The organism is Paenibacillus doosanensis (assembly GCF_025060755.1).
In the GTDB taxonomy this organism is placed as follows: Bacteria; Bacillota; Bacilli; order Paenibacillales; family NBRC-103111; genus Paenibacillus_S; species Paenibacillus_S doosanensis.
This window is the reverse complement of the sequence record NZ_JANYUY010000046.1, coordinates 18970-35541: the sequence shown is the minus strand read 5'-3', so window position 1 is coordinate 35541 and position 16572 is coordinate 18970. Positions and strand designations below refer to the sequence as shown.

The following is a 16572-nucleotide window of genomic DNA, read 5'->3' as shown; positions in this document are numbered from 1 at the left end:
TGCACTGTCCTCCCCGAATGTCGAACTTGCGCCAGCCCCGCAGAACAAATCGCCCGGAATACTGGCGCATCGATCTCTATACTTATTCGATCGGATGTTATTTCTTGCCTGCCTTCGCATAAGCCTGCTCATATTCCTTAATCATCATATCTCCGCCGGCCTTCCGCCATTTATCCACTTCGGAGAGCCAGCCGGCTTCATCGATTTTGCCCAAGATAAACCTGGTTTGCGCATCCATAATCATCGTCTCCAGCTCTTTGCCCTTATCCGTATACGTCGGAGAATCGAGATTAAGCGCCGGATTCGGAACCGAGAACTCGAGATTATCCCGAGCGACCTCATTGCCTTTTTCCCCCAACGGAGTGTCCTTAAGCGGAAGCACGTTATAGCCCTCTATATTGAACAAGCTGTCCCGGTACGGCTTGACCTCGCGCTGGAAGGCGCTGAAATCTTTCATTTCCGTCTTGCCGTCGGCCGTTTTGACAAAATGCTTGCCTTCGAGCCCTCGCAGCTGCAGCGTCGACATCGGCGGGTCCATCATTTTATCCGCAAAAGCGAGAATTTTCTTGAGATCTTCTTCCGTTTTGACCGTCGATTTCGGAAAAACGTACAGGCCATTGTTGCCGATTTCTCCCGATACTCTCGTTCCTTTAGACCCTGCCAAAGGGATGACGTCGAATATGCCGTTCGGATTCGTTTTCTGCAGGCGATCCTGCATGCTTTTGGCATTCTGGGCGACGGCTATGCGGATCGCCCCTTTGCCGAGGTCGTAAGCCTTCTCCGCCTCGGATTCGTCCAGCACGGCAAAATCCGGATTGATCAGCTTTTCGCTGTACGCCTTACGGAGCATCCGCAGCATATCCATAAACGGTTCCGTCATAAATTCCGGAATAAACCGGCCGTTTTCCACTCCCCATTTGTTCGGGGCTCCAAGGCTGGTGGCAAGCCGCGTCGTAACGGAAGCGGAGCCGTCGTTGTATTTTTTGGACAGCACCATGCCGTACGTATCGTTTTTCCCGTTTTTGTCAGGATCGTTGAGAGCCGTCGCCTTCAATGCCTGATACCATTCGTCCGCCGTAGCCGGAGGCTTTAGCCCGAGCGCATCGAGCCAATCTTTGCGGTAGATTAAGGCCGCTCTTGCGATATCGCGGTAGATCGGGATTCCGTAAACTTTGCCGTCGACCGAAATATTGTCGTAAAACTGCCCGTTTTGCGCGGACAAGTTTTTGTACTCCTTCAGATAAGGTCCGATTTCCCAGAACATGCCCGACTTCATCGCGCTGATCGCCGTCGGAATGTACTTGACTCTCAGCATCATAGGCATTTCATTCGAAGCGATCATAATATTGATCTTATCGTCGTAGGCTGCGGTCGGTATCCACTGAATATCCAGCCTCGTATTCGTATAGCTCTCGATCGCTTCGAGCACGTCGCTTTCCTTCTCCGGAATGTCGCCGACCTGCGCCGTCGCAATCGTCAATATAAACGGCGATTGGCCTTCCCCTTTCTTCGCCGTATTCGCCGCTCCACCCGGCCCGCTGCAGCCCGCGGCGATCCCGCTCGCGAGCATTAGTGTCAGCACCGCAGCAACTTCTTTTGTTCTCATTGTTCCGTCCACCTCCTGTAGAAGCTCAAGAAGCGTTCCGCCGGAGCCTTACGGCCCGGAGGCTTGCGGCGGGCAGGCAAGCTCATTATGCCTTTGCCCGCGCGTTACACGCTATCGGCAATTTTTAACCTGACGTTCGCTTGAGGATCATTCTGCGCCAAAAGACCCGAACAGCGAACGGTTCGAGCCCTATCAGCGTTTATTTCTTATTGTACTGGTCCCGGTACTGCCCCGGGGTCATGCCGACGATTTTACGGAACGTGCGGATAAACGCCGTCGTATTCGTATAGTTGAGCTTCTCGGCAATTTCGGAAATTTTCAGATTGGTCGTCTCCAGCCAAGTTTTCGCCATATTCATCCTGTATTCGGCGAGGTATTCGCTGAAATTGATACCCATCTCCTTCTTGAACACCCGGCTCAAATAAACCGGATGGAAGCTCAGTATGGTCGCGCATGCCTCCAGCGAGATTTCTTGATCGAACCGCTCGTGGACGAGCTTCACCATCTGATTGGCGATATTGACGTATTGCGACTCGGCCTGCGTGTTCAGGAAGCCGATGATCGGCTCGAACAGCTCGACCTTGAACCATTTTACAATTTCCTCCAGCGTGCTCAGTTTGATGAAATGGTCGATCGTCGCCTTGTCTCCGAGCACTTTCTTCACCGCTCCCCCTTGCTCCTGCACAAGTTGAAACGCTTTGGAGATAAGCTGCATCATGAGAACGGGATATTCGTTGAAATGAATGCCTTTCTCCACGATAACCCCGATATATTTGTCGAACACGCCGTCCACGCGTTCTGTATCTCCCAACTTGACTGCGTTGATAAGCTGATCCTCCAGCAGCTTCAGTTGGGTGTACACCGTCATTTCCATATCTTTCTTGCCGGCGTCGATATCGTCGTAGTGGATGATGATTTCATTGCCGAGGCTTATTCTGCACTTCAACGCTTCCAGACACTCGCCGTAGGCCCGGCTGGCTTCCGTTGCCCGGTCAAAGGGACGGCTGATCCCAATGCTGATCGGCAAGTGCAAATACTCGCGGATTTTCTCTCTGATCATCTCCGCCGTCCGGAAAAAGTATTCCTTGCAAGCCGCATCGTCCTCCAGATTGCAGATGAGCAGCGTAACCTGGGATTGCTCCAGCAAAATCGGGCTGAACCGTTCCTGCTGCGCAATGAGCTCGCCGACCATATTGTTGATGGCAAACAGCAGCAGCTCCTTGTCATGATCGCGGTATTTGCCCTCCTGCAGCGTATCGATCTGCACCGTAATGACGCCGAGCCGATTCCATTCCGTCGGAAAACCGAACATTTGCGAACGGTAAGCCAGATCGCCGTCCGATAACTGTCCCGTGAACAGCTTGAGTACGAAAAATTCCTTCAGCTGCGTAAACTGCCCCTTCACTTGCTGCTGAAGCTGCTGCTCCGTGCTGAACAAGGTGCGGAAACGCTGCTCGATCGAATCGAATTCATCCTTATGCTCCTGGCCCTCTACCTGGATATCCTTCGTAAATTCGAACAATCTCTTGATCGGGGAATACATCCGACGGCTGCCGTAAAAAGCGACCAGAGCGACGAGAATGAAAATGACGGTGCAGGCGATGAACGTCACCCAAGCGATTTTCTTCGACTGCTTCGTGATGTCCTCGATCGAAACGACGGACACATAGATCCATCCGTTATACGACGAAGAACGGTAGGTTACGCCGAGCTCCTCGTCGTGAACGTAAGCGTTAAAAAATCCGGAGTCTTCGCCGGTTTCGCGCACTTTCTCCGCGACCAGGGCGTGAATTTCCGCGTTCGAGTCGGTCTCGCTATCGTCAAGCAAAAAGTTCTGCCCTTCGCTGTCGAGCACGCTTACATCGCCCAGTTTCTTATTGTTGGAAAGCAGCGCTTTCACTTGGCTGTTCAATATTTCAACGATTAGCAGCCCCTTAGGCTGGCTCGTCATTGGAATGACGGGAATCTTGTACACCATGCGGAGCGCCGGAGGGCTCGAAGAGCTTGTCTCCCCGCCGCTGCCGTCGTCGGTCTCGGCCGCTTCGTCCGGTATCTTGGCGATATCCGGCTTTTTCGCGACTTCGTCCGTTTTAGGGCTTTTCGTAATCCAGAACAGACTGTTAGGGTATTTCGCATACGAAGCAAATTGCTCATGACCCGGATATGTGCTGAATTTACGGAATATGGAGAAGCTGACCATCCAATCTTTATTTAAATTGACGAAATACGCTTCTCTGACGCTCGTGAACGTTTGCAGATTATACAAGCCTTTGGATAAGTCCCTCAGCTTGGAAAAATCGTCATACCCGAGCTCTTCATTCAAAGAGGAGGTTACGGTGGGCGAGTTGACGAACTGCAGCGAGGTCAGCTCAAGCGTCTTTAGCGCTTGCTCCACGCGCATTTGCGTTTGCAGCAGCACCTGCATGTTGCCTTCTTTCACTTTATCTTCAATATCGCCCGAGGCGATAATATACGAGATGATACCGATCAAGCTAACAGGAACCGCCGCGAGAATGAAGCTGAAGCTGAGCAAACGAAATAAATATTTGGGCATTCGGCGTTTTCCTCCTGTCTAATTTGATGGCGGACCTGCACGGGAATTGTCCGGGCACGATGATTGAAAACGCTTAAATCCCGAGGACGATTAGGCCAAAAGTAGGATGAAAGCCTGCCGTTTTTCCCAGCCCGGGTAACACCGGTTCATTATACAGTATTCAAATATTGTACTGCAATGGGATATTGGTGTAAATACGATACCTGGAGCAGCAGGCAAGCGACGGACGCTTCGTCCGCCCCGGCAATCTACTTGTATCTTGGAGCAGAATGCAATTACAATCCATAGTCCGAATTTAACTTCGTAGCCGCAGTCGCTGTTCTGACAGGCATTTTCCGTTTCAATGATTGTGCCGGCCATGGCAATGATCCGGGGCAAAGAACAAATCCCCCAAAAGCCATCCATGCCGCTACGCGGCACCACAGACAATGGAAATGGGGTACCAAGAGTAATTTCCAGGGTAGTGACGTGATGCTCTGAAGCTTATTCCGTCCGCATCCAGCCTAAGCTGGATCGGCGTCTAACCATTCCTTTGGGGTCGTTCTATGGGCAGACATTACTTTCGGGGGAGACCCCGGATTTCCACAGGAATTTGCTGCGCATCATTTACTAAACAATAAAAAAACGCCCCCGGAACATCGGTTCCGAAAACGTCTTTCGTATTCATTCGGATGCAATTGAAAATGCCTTACAAGAACGGTCGCGGCCCGCTTCCTTCAGTTCTCCAGACCGACCGCCTCTTCCAGAAGCCGTTTCCGGCCATATTTCATCCGGTATTCCCCCGGGGTCATACCTTGGCTTCTGCGGAAAGAGCGGATAAAGTTTTGCGAATTTTTGTACTGGAGCTTGCAGGCGATCTCCTTGACCGGCAGATGCGTCTCGATCAGCCATTGGCAAGCCATATCATGGCGATGCTTGGACAAATATTCGCTAAATGTAATATGCATTTCTTTATTGAACAAACCGCTTAAATAATTGGGATTGTAATGAAGACGACCGGCAACCGATTCCAGCGATAAATCGGTATCGTATTCTTCCCTGATCATCGTGACGATTTGATCAAGCAGGTTCCTTTTATATGATTTCATGTTTTCCTCGATTGTAGTTAGACATGGTTCCATCCAGACTTGCCGGAACCAGCGTTCCGCCTCGTCCGCGGTTCGCAGCGCCAGCACCTGCCGAATGTAAGATGCAGGATAGCTTGACCATAGCTTGGCGCTCATTCCCCATTGGCGCATATGGTCCAGAAGCGTCAAGAGCAGCCTGACAAGCCATAATTCCAGCATCCGGGGATTGCCCGCCGAGCCGAACAACTCGCCGACCAGCTCCCGCAGAAGCAAATTTGCATGCAGCCGCTCCCCCTGCTTCACCGCTTCAATCCATTCCCGCTCCAGCCGTTCGGGATAGAGCGCCGCCGAATTCGGAACTGCGGCATCCAGGTCCTCACAGAGAAATACCGACGTCTCCTTCGTCCAAATACGGAATTTGAGCGCTTCGACGCTCTCCTGATAAGCTGCAGAGCTCTTGGACAGCTCCTTGAACGTTCGGCTGACTCCAATGCTGACCTGAAGGGAGAGATAGCGGAACAAAGCGCTCTGAACTTCCCGTATCCAGGAGCTCAGCGTGTTCTTGAACGCTTCCTGCGATGGTCCGATAGCGAAGACCAGCAGCGCCAGCTGCTGATCGTTCGAGACGGCCGGCAGCCGCGAGCCGGACGGAATCAGCTCATCCAGCATATTGCGGATGGCGAACATCATCAACCCGCGGTCCTGCTCCGCGAAGCGCGTTTGCAGAGCCAGCTCCGGCTCAATGACCATGACGGCAAACCATTCGGCCTCAGCCGGAATGCCGATAGACCCGAATGCGCGCTGTCCGGACGGCAGCCCTCTTAAGAGCAGCTCTTGCGCATAATAGTGGCGGAGCTCCGCCCTTTGTCCGTTAAGCTCGGCTTCAAGCCGCCGCTTAAGGGCATTCCACTCGCAGGACGGGTCGGCCGATGGATGGGGGATGCTGGACGGCGGATGCTTGCTTGCGTCGGCGGAAGTTCGTCTTTGCCGCGGGTGCAGCCGGCCGATGATAAAAGAAACCATACAGCATAACAGCAGCAACCCTAGTGTCTTCCATGATGCATTTGCTTCCGACCATATCTCCACGACTGCGAGTCCACACACGAAGATAAGACTGAGAGTCAGGCAAATGATGAAGAGCTTATTTTGCGGCAAAAGATCGTCCTCCCCGGAAATCCGTTTACCTTGTATTCGTCTATAGAAATTGTACCGCTCTTTGGCATAGCAGACTATCATCTGTATTTAACCATTCGCCCTTTGCAGGGGGTAAACCTAATTTCGGCATATCCGGTGTAACGCTGAAATTCGAGGCTCAGCCCGCATAACGGCGGCCTTGCTGCAAGAAAGTGCAAGCCCGTCAAAAATGTTGCAATCACAGCAGCGGCCCTATCAAAAAATTGCAATTGAACCGAAAGGGGCATTTTAATAAGATGGGATGTATATGACAAAACGGCAGTCTGGAGAGATGAATATGAGCAAAAGATTGTACCATGGGGCGGCGTTTTATCCCGAGCTGTGGAGCGAGGAGATTATTGAGCAGGATATTCAATACATGAGGGAAGCGGGCATTAACGTTGCGCGCATCGGTGAATTTGCCTGGTCGCGGATGGAGCCGGAAGAAGGACGCATCGACATGTCGTTTTTCGCGGACGTCATTCAACGTCTGTACGACAACGGGATTGAAACGGTCATGTGCACGCCGACGCCGACACCGCCGATTTGGCTGACGCACGGCCATCCGGAGCGGATGTACGTGGATGAGAACGGGACGGCGATGGGTCACGGATCGCGGCAGCACGCCTGCACCAATAACGGTTATTTCCGCGCGAGAGCGGCTATCATCACCGAGCATATCGCCCGCGCCGTCGGCGCTTTGCCGGGCGTCATCGGCTGGCAGATCGACAACGAATTTAAAGCGCATGTAGCCGAGTGCATGTGCGCGACCTGCAAGAGCTTGTGGCAGGAATGGCTGGAGCGGCGCTACGGTACGATCGAGCAGTTAAACGAAGCTTGGGGCACGGATATTTGGAGCGAGTATTACCACAGCTTCGAGCAAGTCCCACAGCCGGGACCGGCGCCGTTTCTGCACAACTCTTCGCTCAAGACGATGTATCAATTGTTCTCGATGGAAAAAATCGCCGAATTTGCGGACGAGCAGGCCGCGATCATCCGCAAATATTCAAAGGCGCCGATCACGCATAACAGCAGCGTCGCCTTTCATGTGGACAATGAACGCTTGTTCCAGCATCTGGACTTCGCTTCGTTCGACACGTATGCGAACTTTGACAACACGCCCGGCTATTTGATTAATTGCGACTTATTCCGCAACTTCAAGCGGGGCAAAGATTTCTGGATCATGGAAACAAGCACCTCGTTCAGCGCTTCGCTGGAGAGCTACGCCATGCCGCATCCGAACGGCTACTTGCGCTCCGAAGCGGTCGCCGCCTACGCCCTCGGCGCGGAGGCGTTCTGCTATTGGCTGTGGCGCCAGCAGCGGGCCGGCTGCGAGCAGCCGCACGGCTCGGTCATCAGCGCTTGGGGCAAGCCGACGATCGGCTACCAAAGCGTCCTTGAGGTAGAGGAAGCGCGCAAGCGCATCGAACCGATCATCGTGTCGTCCCGTCCGGCTCAAGCCGAAGTGGCCGTAACCTATTCCGACCGGGCCAAAGCGTTTCTCAAAACCGAGCCTCACCGCAAGCTGAACCACCGCGCTTTGGTCACTTCGTTCTACGAACGGATCTTATCGATGGGCATTCACCGCGATCTGATCCCGGAAGGAGCCGATCTGTCGGGGTACAAGCTGCTGATGACGCCGTTCATTCATTATTTGTCGCCGGACTATGTGCAGCGCGCCCGCGCCTTCGCAGAGCAGGGCGGCGTCTGGATCGTCGGACCGCTGAGCGGCGGCAGAACGGAGCATCACACCGTCCATACCGACGCCGCGCTCGGCAAGGAGCTGGAGACGCTGGCCGGCGTAGAAACGCTGTACACGTATCCGATGGAAGGCACCGGAACGATCGGCCGCGCGTTCGGCCTGTCCGCTCCGCTCAGCCTATGGAGCGCTGTATTCGAGCCTAAGGAAGCTGCGGCGGTCGGGATTCTCGAGCAGGGACTCGCTCCCGGCAAGGCGTTCATTACCGAGCGGCCGCTCGGACGCGGCAAAATCGTCATGCTCGGCTCGCTTCCGGCGGGAGACGAAGGAGACGCGCTGCTGAAGGCGCTGATCGACCGCTACGCAGCCGACGCCGGAGTGACGCTGCGGACGGACGTCACCCGAGGCACGATCGTAGCGCCGCGATATACGGATCGTCACGACCTGTGGGTCATCGTGAATATGGACGGCCAAGGAGGCACCGTTACTCTGCCCCGGCAAGGCTTCGACCCGCTGACACAGGCGGATGTGCCTGCCGGGACGCTGACTGTCAGCGCCTTCGAATACCGCATCGTGCAATTTCCGCGGCCGGTGCAGAATTAAACTTCTCGTACAGCAAGCCAAAGGACCTTAAGCCCCCGTTTGTCTCCGACAAAACGGGCTTAAGGTCCTTTTTTCGCTCACAACCCCAGTGTTTTGAATCAATTTATTTTACAAGCCGCGCATGAATGAACCGTCCCTAAAAAGGATACAAATACGATTTTCGATTTAAACGATTGAACGATTCTGCCGTGTGCGAAGCTCTCCGTCACCCAAGGCGAAAAAAGCGCAGCGATGAAAAGCAAAATACAAACGAGGAATGCGATCTCGGTTCTATGCTTCATCTCACTTACCTGCCCGGAACAAAAGCTACCGCCCGGACCGGCGATCCCGAGCCTCCTTTGATTTTCAGCGGCAGGCCGATGAAGAACGACTCTCCGAGCGTCCGGTCGAGCCCCTTCAGGTTCTCGAAGATGTTAATGCCGCTGCCAAGCAGCGAATAATGCGCCGGATTGCCCGAGCTGCCGGAGCCGTCAATCGCCAGCGTATCGCAGCCGACCGCCTTAATTTTCCGGGAAACCAAATACTCCGCAGCTTCCCCGCTGATTCCGGGCCAACTGGCCGTGTAGGAGCGGTCGACGTTGCGCGGCGCATAATGGCGGTCCCAGCCGAACCGAAACAGCACGATATCCCCTGGCTCGATAGGTCCGTTCGCTTGCTCCCATTCGCACAATTCATCGACAGATACCAGGTCCTGATCCGTATAATGGGCAAAATCGAGCGTCACGGCCCGTCCCATGCAATTCGAAAGCGGCGTCTCCGCCATATACCGGTGCTCCGGATGCCCCTCTTGCAAAAAATGGCCCGTAGCGTCCACATGCGTTCCGCAATGCTCGTTGATCAACAGCTGTCCGACCAATGCCGGACTTCCCGTGTCGAAGGAATCCCACTTGGTGTGGAAATAACGGGAATGCGTCGGATATACCGGCATTTCCTCCTCCAGCGTGTGCGATAAATCGATCAGCCTCATCCCCGCCAACAGCTCCAGGCAGCTGCGAATTTGCTCCATCTTATTTTGGCCTCCATCCCGTTTGGTTTCCAGACAATACCATTATGCCGAAAAACGGGATGGACGGCAATGACGCTTTTCGCCATGCCCGCATCCCAGAGGCGATGCTGCAAAATGGGACGATCGGGCTACGGGCGGTCCCCTCCTAATCTGGTATACTCTTCCTTATACCGCCGCCATAGAAAATGCCTCTGCTTTTAGAAGCCTGGTGAAAAAAGAGCGGAGGGGCCATTTGAATCTGGAAAAGCGTAAGCGTTCGCCTTTGAAAACGGGTTCTCTCCACAGAAAAACGAAAAAACAATCCAAAGAATCCGATTTCAACAGCGATTGGAGGATCAAATGGACGCCGCAGCGGACTTTTTCACCACCCTTTTAGAGCAATAGATGAAAAGGAGTGTGTCCGATGAGCGAACAAAATGAGTACCGGTTTCAAGTCAACTTAAGCGGCATGATTAATATTTTATCCAACCATCTGTACAGCAGTCCGAAGGTATATTTGCGCGAGCTGCTGCAGAACGCTACGGACGCCATTACAGCAAGAAACAAACTGGAGCCCGCGAGCCGGGGGCAAGTAACGGTAGACATCGCCGGCAGCGGCTCCAATCTGACGATGACGGTCGACGATAACGGCATCGGTTTGACCGAGGAGGATATTCACCGTTTCCTGGCCATGATCGGCCATTCTTCCAAGGTCGGAGAAGACTTCCTGGCGAGCGAGACGTCTTTTATCGGGCGCTTCGGCATCGGCCTGCTGTCCTGCTTTATGGTCAGCGAAGAAATTGTCGTGCTGACGCAATCGGCTCAAGGCGGCCCTTCGATGGAATGGCGCGGCAAGCCTGACGGCACGTACACGATCCGCAAGCTGGAAACCCGCCTGTCTACGGGGACACGCATCTATTTGCGCTGCAAACCCGGCTGTGAATCGTATTTCGAGCCGGAAACGGTCAAAGAGCTGCTCTTTTACTACGGAGCGCTGCTGCCTTACCCGGTGATTCTCCGGGCAAGCGGGCTCCAGGAGACGGTGAATGCCTCCCGTCCGATCTGGATCGAGGAACCGGAGCTGGCCCGCGGAAGCCGCCAGGAGGTTCTCGCCTTCGGTCAGCGGCTGCTCGGCGAGCGGTTCCATGACTTCATTCCGCTGCGTACGGCAAACGGGCGGACCGGCGGGATCGCCTACATCCTGCCGCGCAGCGTCAATCTGAACGCCAGACGGACGCATCGAGTCTATTTGAAGCAAATGCTCGTTTCGGATCAAGCGGAGAATATTTTGCCGGAATGGGCTTTCTTCGTCAAATGCCTCGTATGGACCGACGAGCTGCAGCCGACCGCCTCGCGGGAGCATTTCTACGAGGACGAGCGGCTTCAGGAAGTCAGAAGCGAGCTGGGGCAGGCGATTCGGGAAGAGCTGCTGCGGATGGGGGAATACGAGCCGGATCGGCTGCAGCATATGATCGGACTGCATGTGCTGTCTATGAAGGCGCTGGCTGCCGAGGATACGGAGCTTCTCTCCGTCATTTACCGCTGGCTTCCCTTTGAGAGCACTTACGGCGAACGCGCGCTGGGAGAGCTGCTGGACGAGGGAAAGAAGCTTTACTATACCCTCTCCGTCGACGAATACCGGCAGATCGCCCATGTTGCGGCGGCTCAGTCGCAGCTCGTCTTAAACGGAGGCTACATCTATAATGCCGAGTTGCTGGAGCATCTGGCCTATTTGAAGCCGGAGCTGCAGCTGGAACGTCTCGTTCCGGAGGATGTGTCTCTCGCGTTTACGGACCTGACCTTGGAAGAAAAGAACCGGTATTATGAAGCGATCCGCATGGCCGATGCAGCCCTGCAAAGCTTCAAATGCCAAATTCAGCTGAAGCGGTTCAAGCCGGCCGAGCTGCCCGCGCTCTATACGTTATCCAAGGAATCGTCCGCTCTGCGGTCGATCGAGAAAGCCAAGGAATCGAGTCCCGATCTGCTCGCTTCCGTGCTCGGCAATTTGGGAGTGAGTCTGAACGAAGCGGCGTATTCCACGCTCTATTTCAACCTCGACAACCCGATGATCGAGCGCGTATTTTCGGCCGCGCATCCGCAGATGCTCCCGGCCGCGGCGGAAGTGCTGTACACGAACGCTCTCATGATGGGACACTATCCAATGACCCGGCAGGAGCTGTCGGCGATGAACCGCGGCATTATCCGTTTTATCGATTGGGGACTTGAGGCTACGGCCGAGAATGGGGGGACTTCCGTATGAACCAGGATTTACAAGCGCTGCTTCAGGAAGCCGGGACGCTTCCCGACGGCGCGGCGAAGCTGGAAGTGCTGGAGGCGGCCGTGCGGATCGCCGACGCCGAAGGAGAGCTCGAACTGGCTTACGATACAAGGAGCGATATTGTAAGAACCGCGATATTTAACGGCTTCCCGCTCAAGGCCGTCGTCGCCTTCTCCTGGCAGCTCGGACAATACGACCGCCATCCCGAATTATTCGACAGCTACGATCTGCTATGGTCGTACAAATGGATTGTCGGGGAGATTGCGCACTTCCCGGACATTCCGCTCCAGCAGATCGCAGCGCTGGTCGAAGACTTGGGCAAGCGGTACGAGGCGCATGGATACAGCTCGCGTACTTACCTGTATTACCGCTTCCGGCTGGCCATGGATTTGGGCAATATGCAGGAAGCCGAGACGTTCATGGAACGCTTTCGGCAAGCTCGGCGGGACTATATGAGCGACTGCGACGCCTGCGAGCAAAATCAGATCGTCCAATATTACGCGGCCGCGGGGGACGATCTGAAGGCGCTGGAGGCCGCCAAGCCTATTTTGGCGGGCTCGATGCGCTGCGCCGAGGTTCCTCACATTACGCTAGCGCATCTGCTGCTGCCGCTGCACCGTGCGCGGTCCGCGGAAGAAGCGGCCAAGGCGCATACCCGCGGATATCGGCTGATCAAAGGAAAACGGGACTTTATCGAAGCGATCGCCAGACATATCGACTATTTGGCCGTGACGAACCCGAAGAAAGGCATCGAATTGTTCGAGCAGCATGTCGCGTTGACGCAGCAGCATGAGGACCCTTATCAGACGATGCTGTTCCGTCTGTATTCGTCGAAGCTGCTGCACAGAGTCGCCGCAGACGGCTTGAAGTATCAGCCCCGTCTTCCGGCATCGTTCCTGGCGGAACACGGGGAGATGGATCTGGAAGCATTGGCCCGGCATCTGGGCCGGCAGGCGACTTCGGCAGCGGAGAAGTACGACTTGCGCAACGGCAATACGATCTACTCCGAACTGGCTGCCGCCGCCTTGAGCGAATAGCCGGGCGCACTTGAAAAGGACCGCTCGGGTTCGCCCACGAACGGTCCTTATGTATGTCTATGTATCCATCGGGATATGATCCCAGTCCTCGCGATCACAGCCGACCATCCAGAACAATCCCCTGCGCCGCTCCATAACGACGCTCTCGTTCATGCCTGCCGGAGCCTCTTGCCCGTGAATCCGGCTGTTGACGCACGCCCAATGCAGACGGTAAATTTTGTCGGCCTCGTCCAGAATTTCTTCTCGGCTGCGCAGCGTTGTACTCCGGTAAAATTCCCCGAACGAATCGCATTTGGAGACGACCTCAATCGCATAATTGCAGTCGCAAGTACGATCCGGGAAATCCAGCGTATCCGTTAGCCGAAGCGCCCAGATGAGCGGCCAGTACGCTTCGTACTGCCAGGCGATATTGACGGCCTCTTGCGGCGACGGTTCTTCCGCTTCCAGCAGATGGCGCTCGTTCCCGGTCAGCTCGTCCTCCACGCCGAATTTGCGCAGCGTGCTCAGCACGAAGTCCCTCGATTCGGCGAGATCGCCGCCCTGGGCCGCATCGCAAGCGTATTGAATCACGATCAAGAGAGCAACCGCTCTTCTCGCAATCTCCTCTTGCGACTTCCACTGGCATTCCGCTAGGGGCGGGAGCAGCGGCAGCGAATCCAGATACGGGATACCGCGGCCGTGGATATAATCGATGGACGCCCGCTTTCTGCGCTCGCCTTCCTCGGATGGCCTCTCCGGCCCCATCACTTTGCCGGTGCATGCCCTGGGACGGAAGTTTGCCGGGCCCGATGCTCCATCGGGATACACGATGACTTGTCCGTCATCGTCAAGCAGCGTCCCGTCCTGCATAAAGCCGATTCCCCCGACGGCTGATAGCAGCGCCATGCACTGCCGCAGCTGTTCGTCGCCAAGAGCTTTCTCCGCCTCTACCGCAATCAGCGCGTTCAATACGGAGATTTGCGTCAGCACAAGCTCCTTCCGGTTCTCGTCGGCAAAAGGAATACGATCGTAAAACCCGATCATTCCCGGAATATTCGTTTCGAAATAAGCGGGATTCGTACTTTCATGCGAAACCCGAATCGTCATCTTCCGTTTGTTGAACAGCGAGTTCGTTTGAACCGTATAATCGTTGCCATTTTTCTTGATCGTGTGGCCTTTGGCGAACAGCTTCATGATGAAGCCGTCGATATCGTCCATATCGTTTCTCGATGCAAAAATAGTAAAATAATTCAACGTCCAGCCTCCTTCCGCTTATACAACTAGCCTACTAAATTTCCGAAGCGGACGTCAAATTTACCACAAATTGGTTATAACACTCGTTTAGGGGCGCTATTTATCGTCGATAGAAGCGATCTTTTCGATCGTTTGCACAAAAGCTTCCACTTCACTGCGCTCCAAATGGGATAAGTAATGTTTAAGCATACCGCTATAATGCTGCAAATTTTGTTTTAACACGTCTTGCCCGTGCGGTGTAATGGAGACAAAGACATTGCGGCGGTCGTTATTGCCGTATTCCCGGGAAATGAAGCCTTCTTTCTCCATCCGGTTCACCATCGTAGAGATCGTGCTCGGATTCAAACCGAAACGTTTGGCCAATTCCGTAATTTTGCACGGCTGTTCATCGGCAATGATTTTAAGCAAATACATCTGCTCCCGGGTGATGCCGGATTGAAACTGCTGCTGCATTCTCGTATTCATATTGCGCTGCACTTTATTCATAGCGGCTCGGATGCGAAAGGCAAATTCATTAAGCTCGTCCAGAAAGAATGCCCCCTTTGTACAAATAATTCGGATTATAAGCGTCGCTTGTTAGCGCATTCACGATTCGGTGATGGAAACCATAACGGCAGTGTGACAAAAAAACGTTTCTTCTATTATACAATAAACACGCAAAAAAGGGCCTGCCTCCATACAAAATGAGGCAAACCCTTTCTTGCGTCATCAGATTCCGATCTCGATCATCGGCTTCAGCAAGTCGTCATGCACCTTGCCGTTGCTTCCGACCACATGGGATACGGTCAAACTGTACGGCCGTCCGAGCGTGTCGGTAACCTTGCCGCCCGCTTCCTCAATAATCAGCACGCCCGCGGCGATATCCCACGCGTTCAGGCCGTATTCCCAGAACGCGCCGAGCCGGCCTGCCGCGACATAAGCCAGATGCAGCGCCGCCGAGCCGAGCGAACGGATGGAGCGGCATTGCGGCGCTATCGTCCGCAAGCTCTCCATCACCGCCTGCCGGTTGGCCGCTTTGGAGGGGAACCCTGTCCCGACGACCGTTAGCCGCAGCTCGGGCGCGGCGGAAACCGCGATCGGGCTGCCGTTCATAAAGGCGCCCTCGCCCTTCTCCGCCCAGAACATTTCATCGCGGCACGGGTCGTAGATGACCCCGGCGACAAGCTCTCCGTAAGAAGCGAGCGCTATCGATACGGTAAATCCCGGAATGCCCTGCACGTAATTGTTCGTTCCGTCGATCGGATCGACGATCCAGACGAACGGTTCGCTCTTGGCCCGCTCTAACCGGTCCGCCAGCTCGCCGGCATGAGCGAACGATTCTTCCTCTCCGAGAAACCCGTGTTCCGGATAAGCTTCCTCCAGCCTCTGGCGGATCAGCTGCTCCGAAGCCCGGTCGACTTCGGTGACGACATCGAATACGGAGCTTTTCTCTTCCGCGGCAAAGCCGCTGCCCATCTTCGCCTGAATCATCAGCCCCGCTTCCCTGGCGATTCTCCCCGCCGTTTCCAAATAACTCATGCCAGCTCTCTCCTCTTCTCGATAAAATCGCCTATAATCGCAGCGATGGCATGCCGCTCATGATGCACCGTCACCGCATCGGCCGCGGCCGCAAGCTCGGGATGCGCATTCGCCACGGCGTACCCGAGGTCAGCCTGCCGGATCATCGCCAAATCGTTCAGATTGTCTCCGACCGCGATCGTGTAGGGCTTATCGAGCTGAAGCAGCCGGATAAGCTCGGTCAGCGCGCTGCCTTTGGTCGTATGCGGAGGCAAAATTTCCAAATAATTGGATTCCGAATATACCAGCTCGCAAGGGTAAGCGCTATCCCTAATAGCCTGCTCAATCCCCTTCATTTTCTCCGGAGAGGCGCTGATCAGCATCAGCTTGGTCACCGGACCGTCCATCATCTCGTCGTTCCAAGGAAGGCAGACGACGCCGTCCTTGCGTTCATGCCGTTCAAGCACCTCGTTCCGAGCCGGGGCGTATACTTGGCCGTCGCGGTACACGAGCAGCGCCGTTTCCTCCGGCCCCGGCAAGCTTGCCATCAGCAAGCTCCGGATGCCGGGAGGGACGGTCAGCCGGCGTTCGTACAACACTTCATTCGTTGCCGGGCGTACGATTTTGGCCCCGTTGTACAAAATGACGGGCAGCTCCAAGCCAAGCTTCCGCACGAACGGCTCCACCGCCGCCTCCATCCGGCCTGTGGCCAAAGTAAACAAGCCGCCCATTTCCATAAACCGCCGGATCGCGCTCTCGTTCTCGGGACTAATTTGCTGCGTTTGATTCAATAAGGTTCCGTCCAAATCGGAAATGAGTAGTATATTTTTCACATGCTCC

The 16572-nt window shown here is 54.8% G+C and carries 11 protein-coding genes; 3 read left to right on the top strand and 8 right to left on the bottom strand.

Going from position 1 to position 16572, the window contains the following annotated elements:
- Nucleotides 1-97: 97 nt before the first annotated feature.
- The 3 genes from N0M98_RS25570 to N0M98_RS25560 form a co-directional block, all read right to left on the bottom strand.
- The gene (locus N0M98_RS25570) at nucleotides 98-1606 is read right to left on the bottom strand and encodes an extracellular solute-binding protein (RefSeq protein ID WP_259619572.1); all 1509 of its coding nucleotides are present in this window, start codon (nucleotides 1604-1606) and stop codon (nucleotides 98-100) included.
- A gap of 199 nt (nucleotides 1607-1805) precedes the next feature.
- Nucleotides 1806-4160: a helix-turn-helix domain-containing protein gene (locus N0M98_RS25565; RefSeq protein ID WP_259619571.1), complete on the bottom strand. Its 2355-nt coding sequence runs from the start codon at nucleotides 4158-4160 to the stop codon at nucleotides 1806-1808.
- Nucleotides 4161-4876: 716 nt separating this feature from the next.
- Nucleotides 4877-6250 carry a helix-turn-helix domain-containing protein gene (locus N0M98_RS25560; protein ID WP_259619570.1) on the bottom strand — a complete coding sequence of 458 codons (1374 nt, stop codon included), beginning with the start codon at nucleotides 6248-6250 and terminating at the stop codon, nucleotides 4877-4879.
- 448 nt (nucleotides 6251-6698) lie between these two features.
- Here N0M98_RS25560 and yesZ point away from each other — a divergent pair, with 448 nt between their 5' ends.
- Entirely contained in the window at nucleotides 6699-8702 is a 2004-nt protein-coding gene (gene yesZ / locus N0M98_RS25555; RefSeq protein ID WP_259619569.1) for a beta-galactosidase YesZ, read from the top strand.
- Between the two features lie 286 nt (nucleotides 8703-8988).
- Here the strand turns inward: yesZ and N0M98_RS25550 are convergent, their stop codons facing one another.
- The gene (locus N0M98_RS25550) at nucleotides 8989-9708 is read right to left on the bottom strand and encodes a cyclase family protein (protein ID WP_259619568.1); all 720 of its coding nucleotides are present in this window, start codon (nucleotides 9706-9708) and stop codon (nucleotides 8989-8991) included.
- A 403-nt stretch (nucleotides 9709-10111) separates the two neighbouring features.
- Between N0M98_RS25550 and N0M98_RS25545 the strand changes: the two genes are divergently transcribed.
- Both N0M98_RS25545 and N0M98_RS25540 read left to right on the top strand, forming a co-directional pair.
- Nucleotides 10112-11947 (top strand): HSP90 family protein, encoded by a 1836-nt coding sequence (locus N0M98_RS25545; RefSeq protein WP_259619567.1) that lies wholly within the window; start codon nucleotides 10112-10114, stop codon nucleotides 11945-11947.
- Nucleotides 11944-13002, top strand: coding sequence for a hypothetical protein (locus N0M98_RS25540; protein ID WP_249865433.1), 1059 nt, complete (start codon nucleotides 11944-11946; stop codon nucleotides 13000-13002). The genes N0M98_RS25545 and N0M98_RS25540 overlap by 4 nt, the downstream gene beginning before the upstream one ends.
- 57 nt (nucleotides 13003-13059) lie before the next feature.
- Here the strand turns inward: N0M98_RS25540 and N0M98_RS25535 are convergent, their stop codons facing one another.
- From N0M98_RS25535 to N0M98_RS25520, 4 genes are all read right to left on the bottom strand, one after another.
- Nucleotides 13060-14235 (bottom strand): DUF4272 domain-containing protein, encoded by a 1176-nt coding sequence (locus N0M98_RS25535; protein ID WP_259619566.1) that lies wholly within the window; start codon nucleotides 14233-14235, stop codon nucleotides 13060-13062.
- A 96-nt stretch (nucleotides 14236-14331) separates the two neighbouring features.
- A complete protein-coding gene (locus tag N0M98_RS25530) occupies nucleotides 14332-14700 on the bottom strand; it encodes a MarR family winged helix-turn-helix transcriptional regulator (RefSeq protein WP_259619565.1) in 369 nt (122 codons plus the stop codon).
- A 243-nt stretch (nucleotides 14701-14943) separates the two neighbouring features.
- Nucleotides 14944-15753 carry an inositol monophosphatase family protein gene (locus N0M98_RS25525; RefSeq protein WP_259619564.1) on the bottom strand — a complete coding sequence of 270 codons (810 nt, stop codon included), beginning with the start codon at nucleotides 15751-15753 and terminating at the stop codon, nucleotides 14944-14946.
- On the bottom strand, nucleotides 15750-16565 hold the full coding sequence (locus N0M98_RS25520; RefSeq protein ID WP_249865437.1) for an HAD family hydrolase: 816 nt from the start codon (nucleotides 16563-16565) through the stop codon (nucleotides 15750-15752). The genes N0M98_RS25525 and N0M98_RS25520 overlap by 4 nt, the downstream gene beginning before the upstream one ends.
- Between the last annotated feature and the right edge of the window lie 7 nt (nucleotides 16566-16572).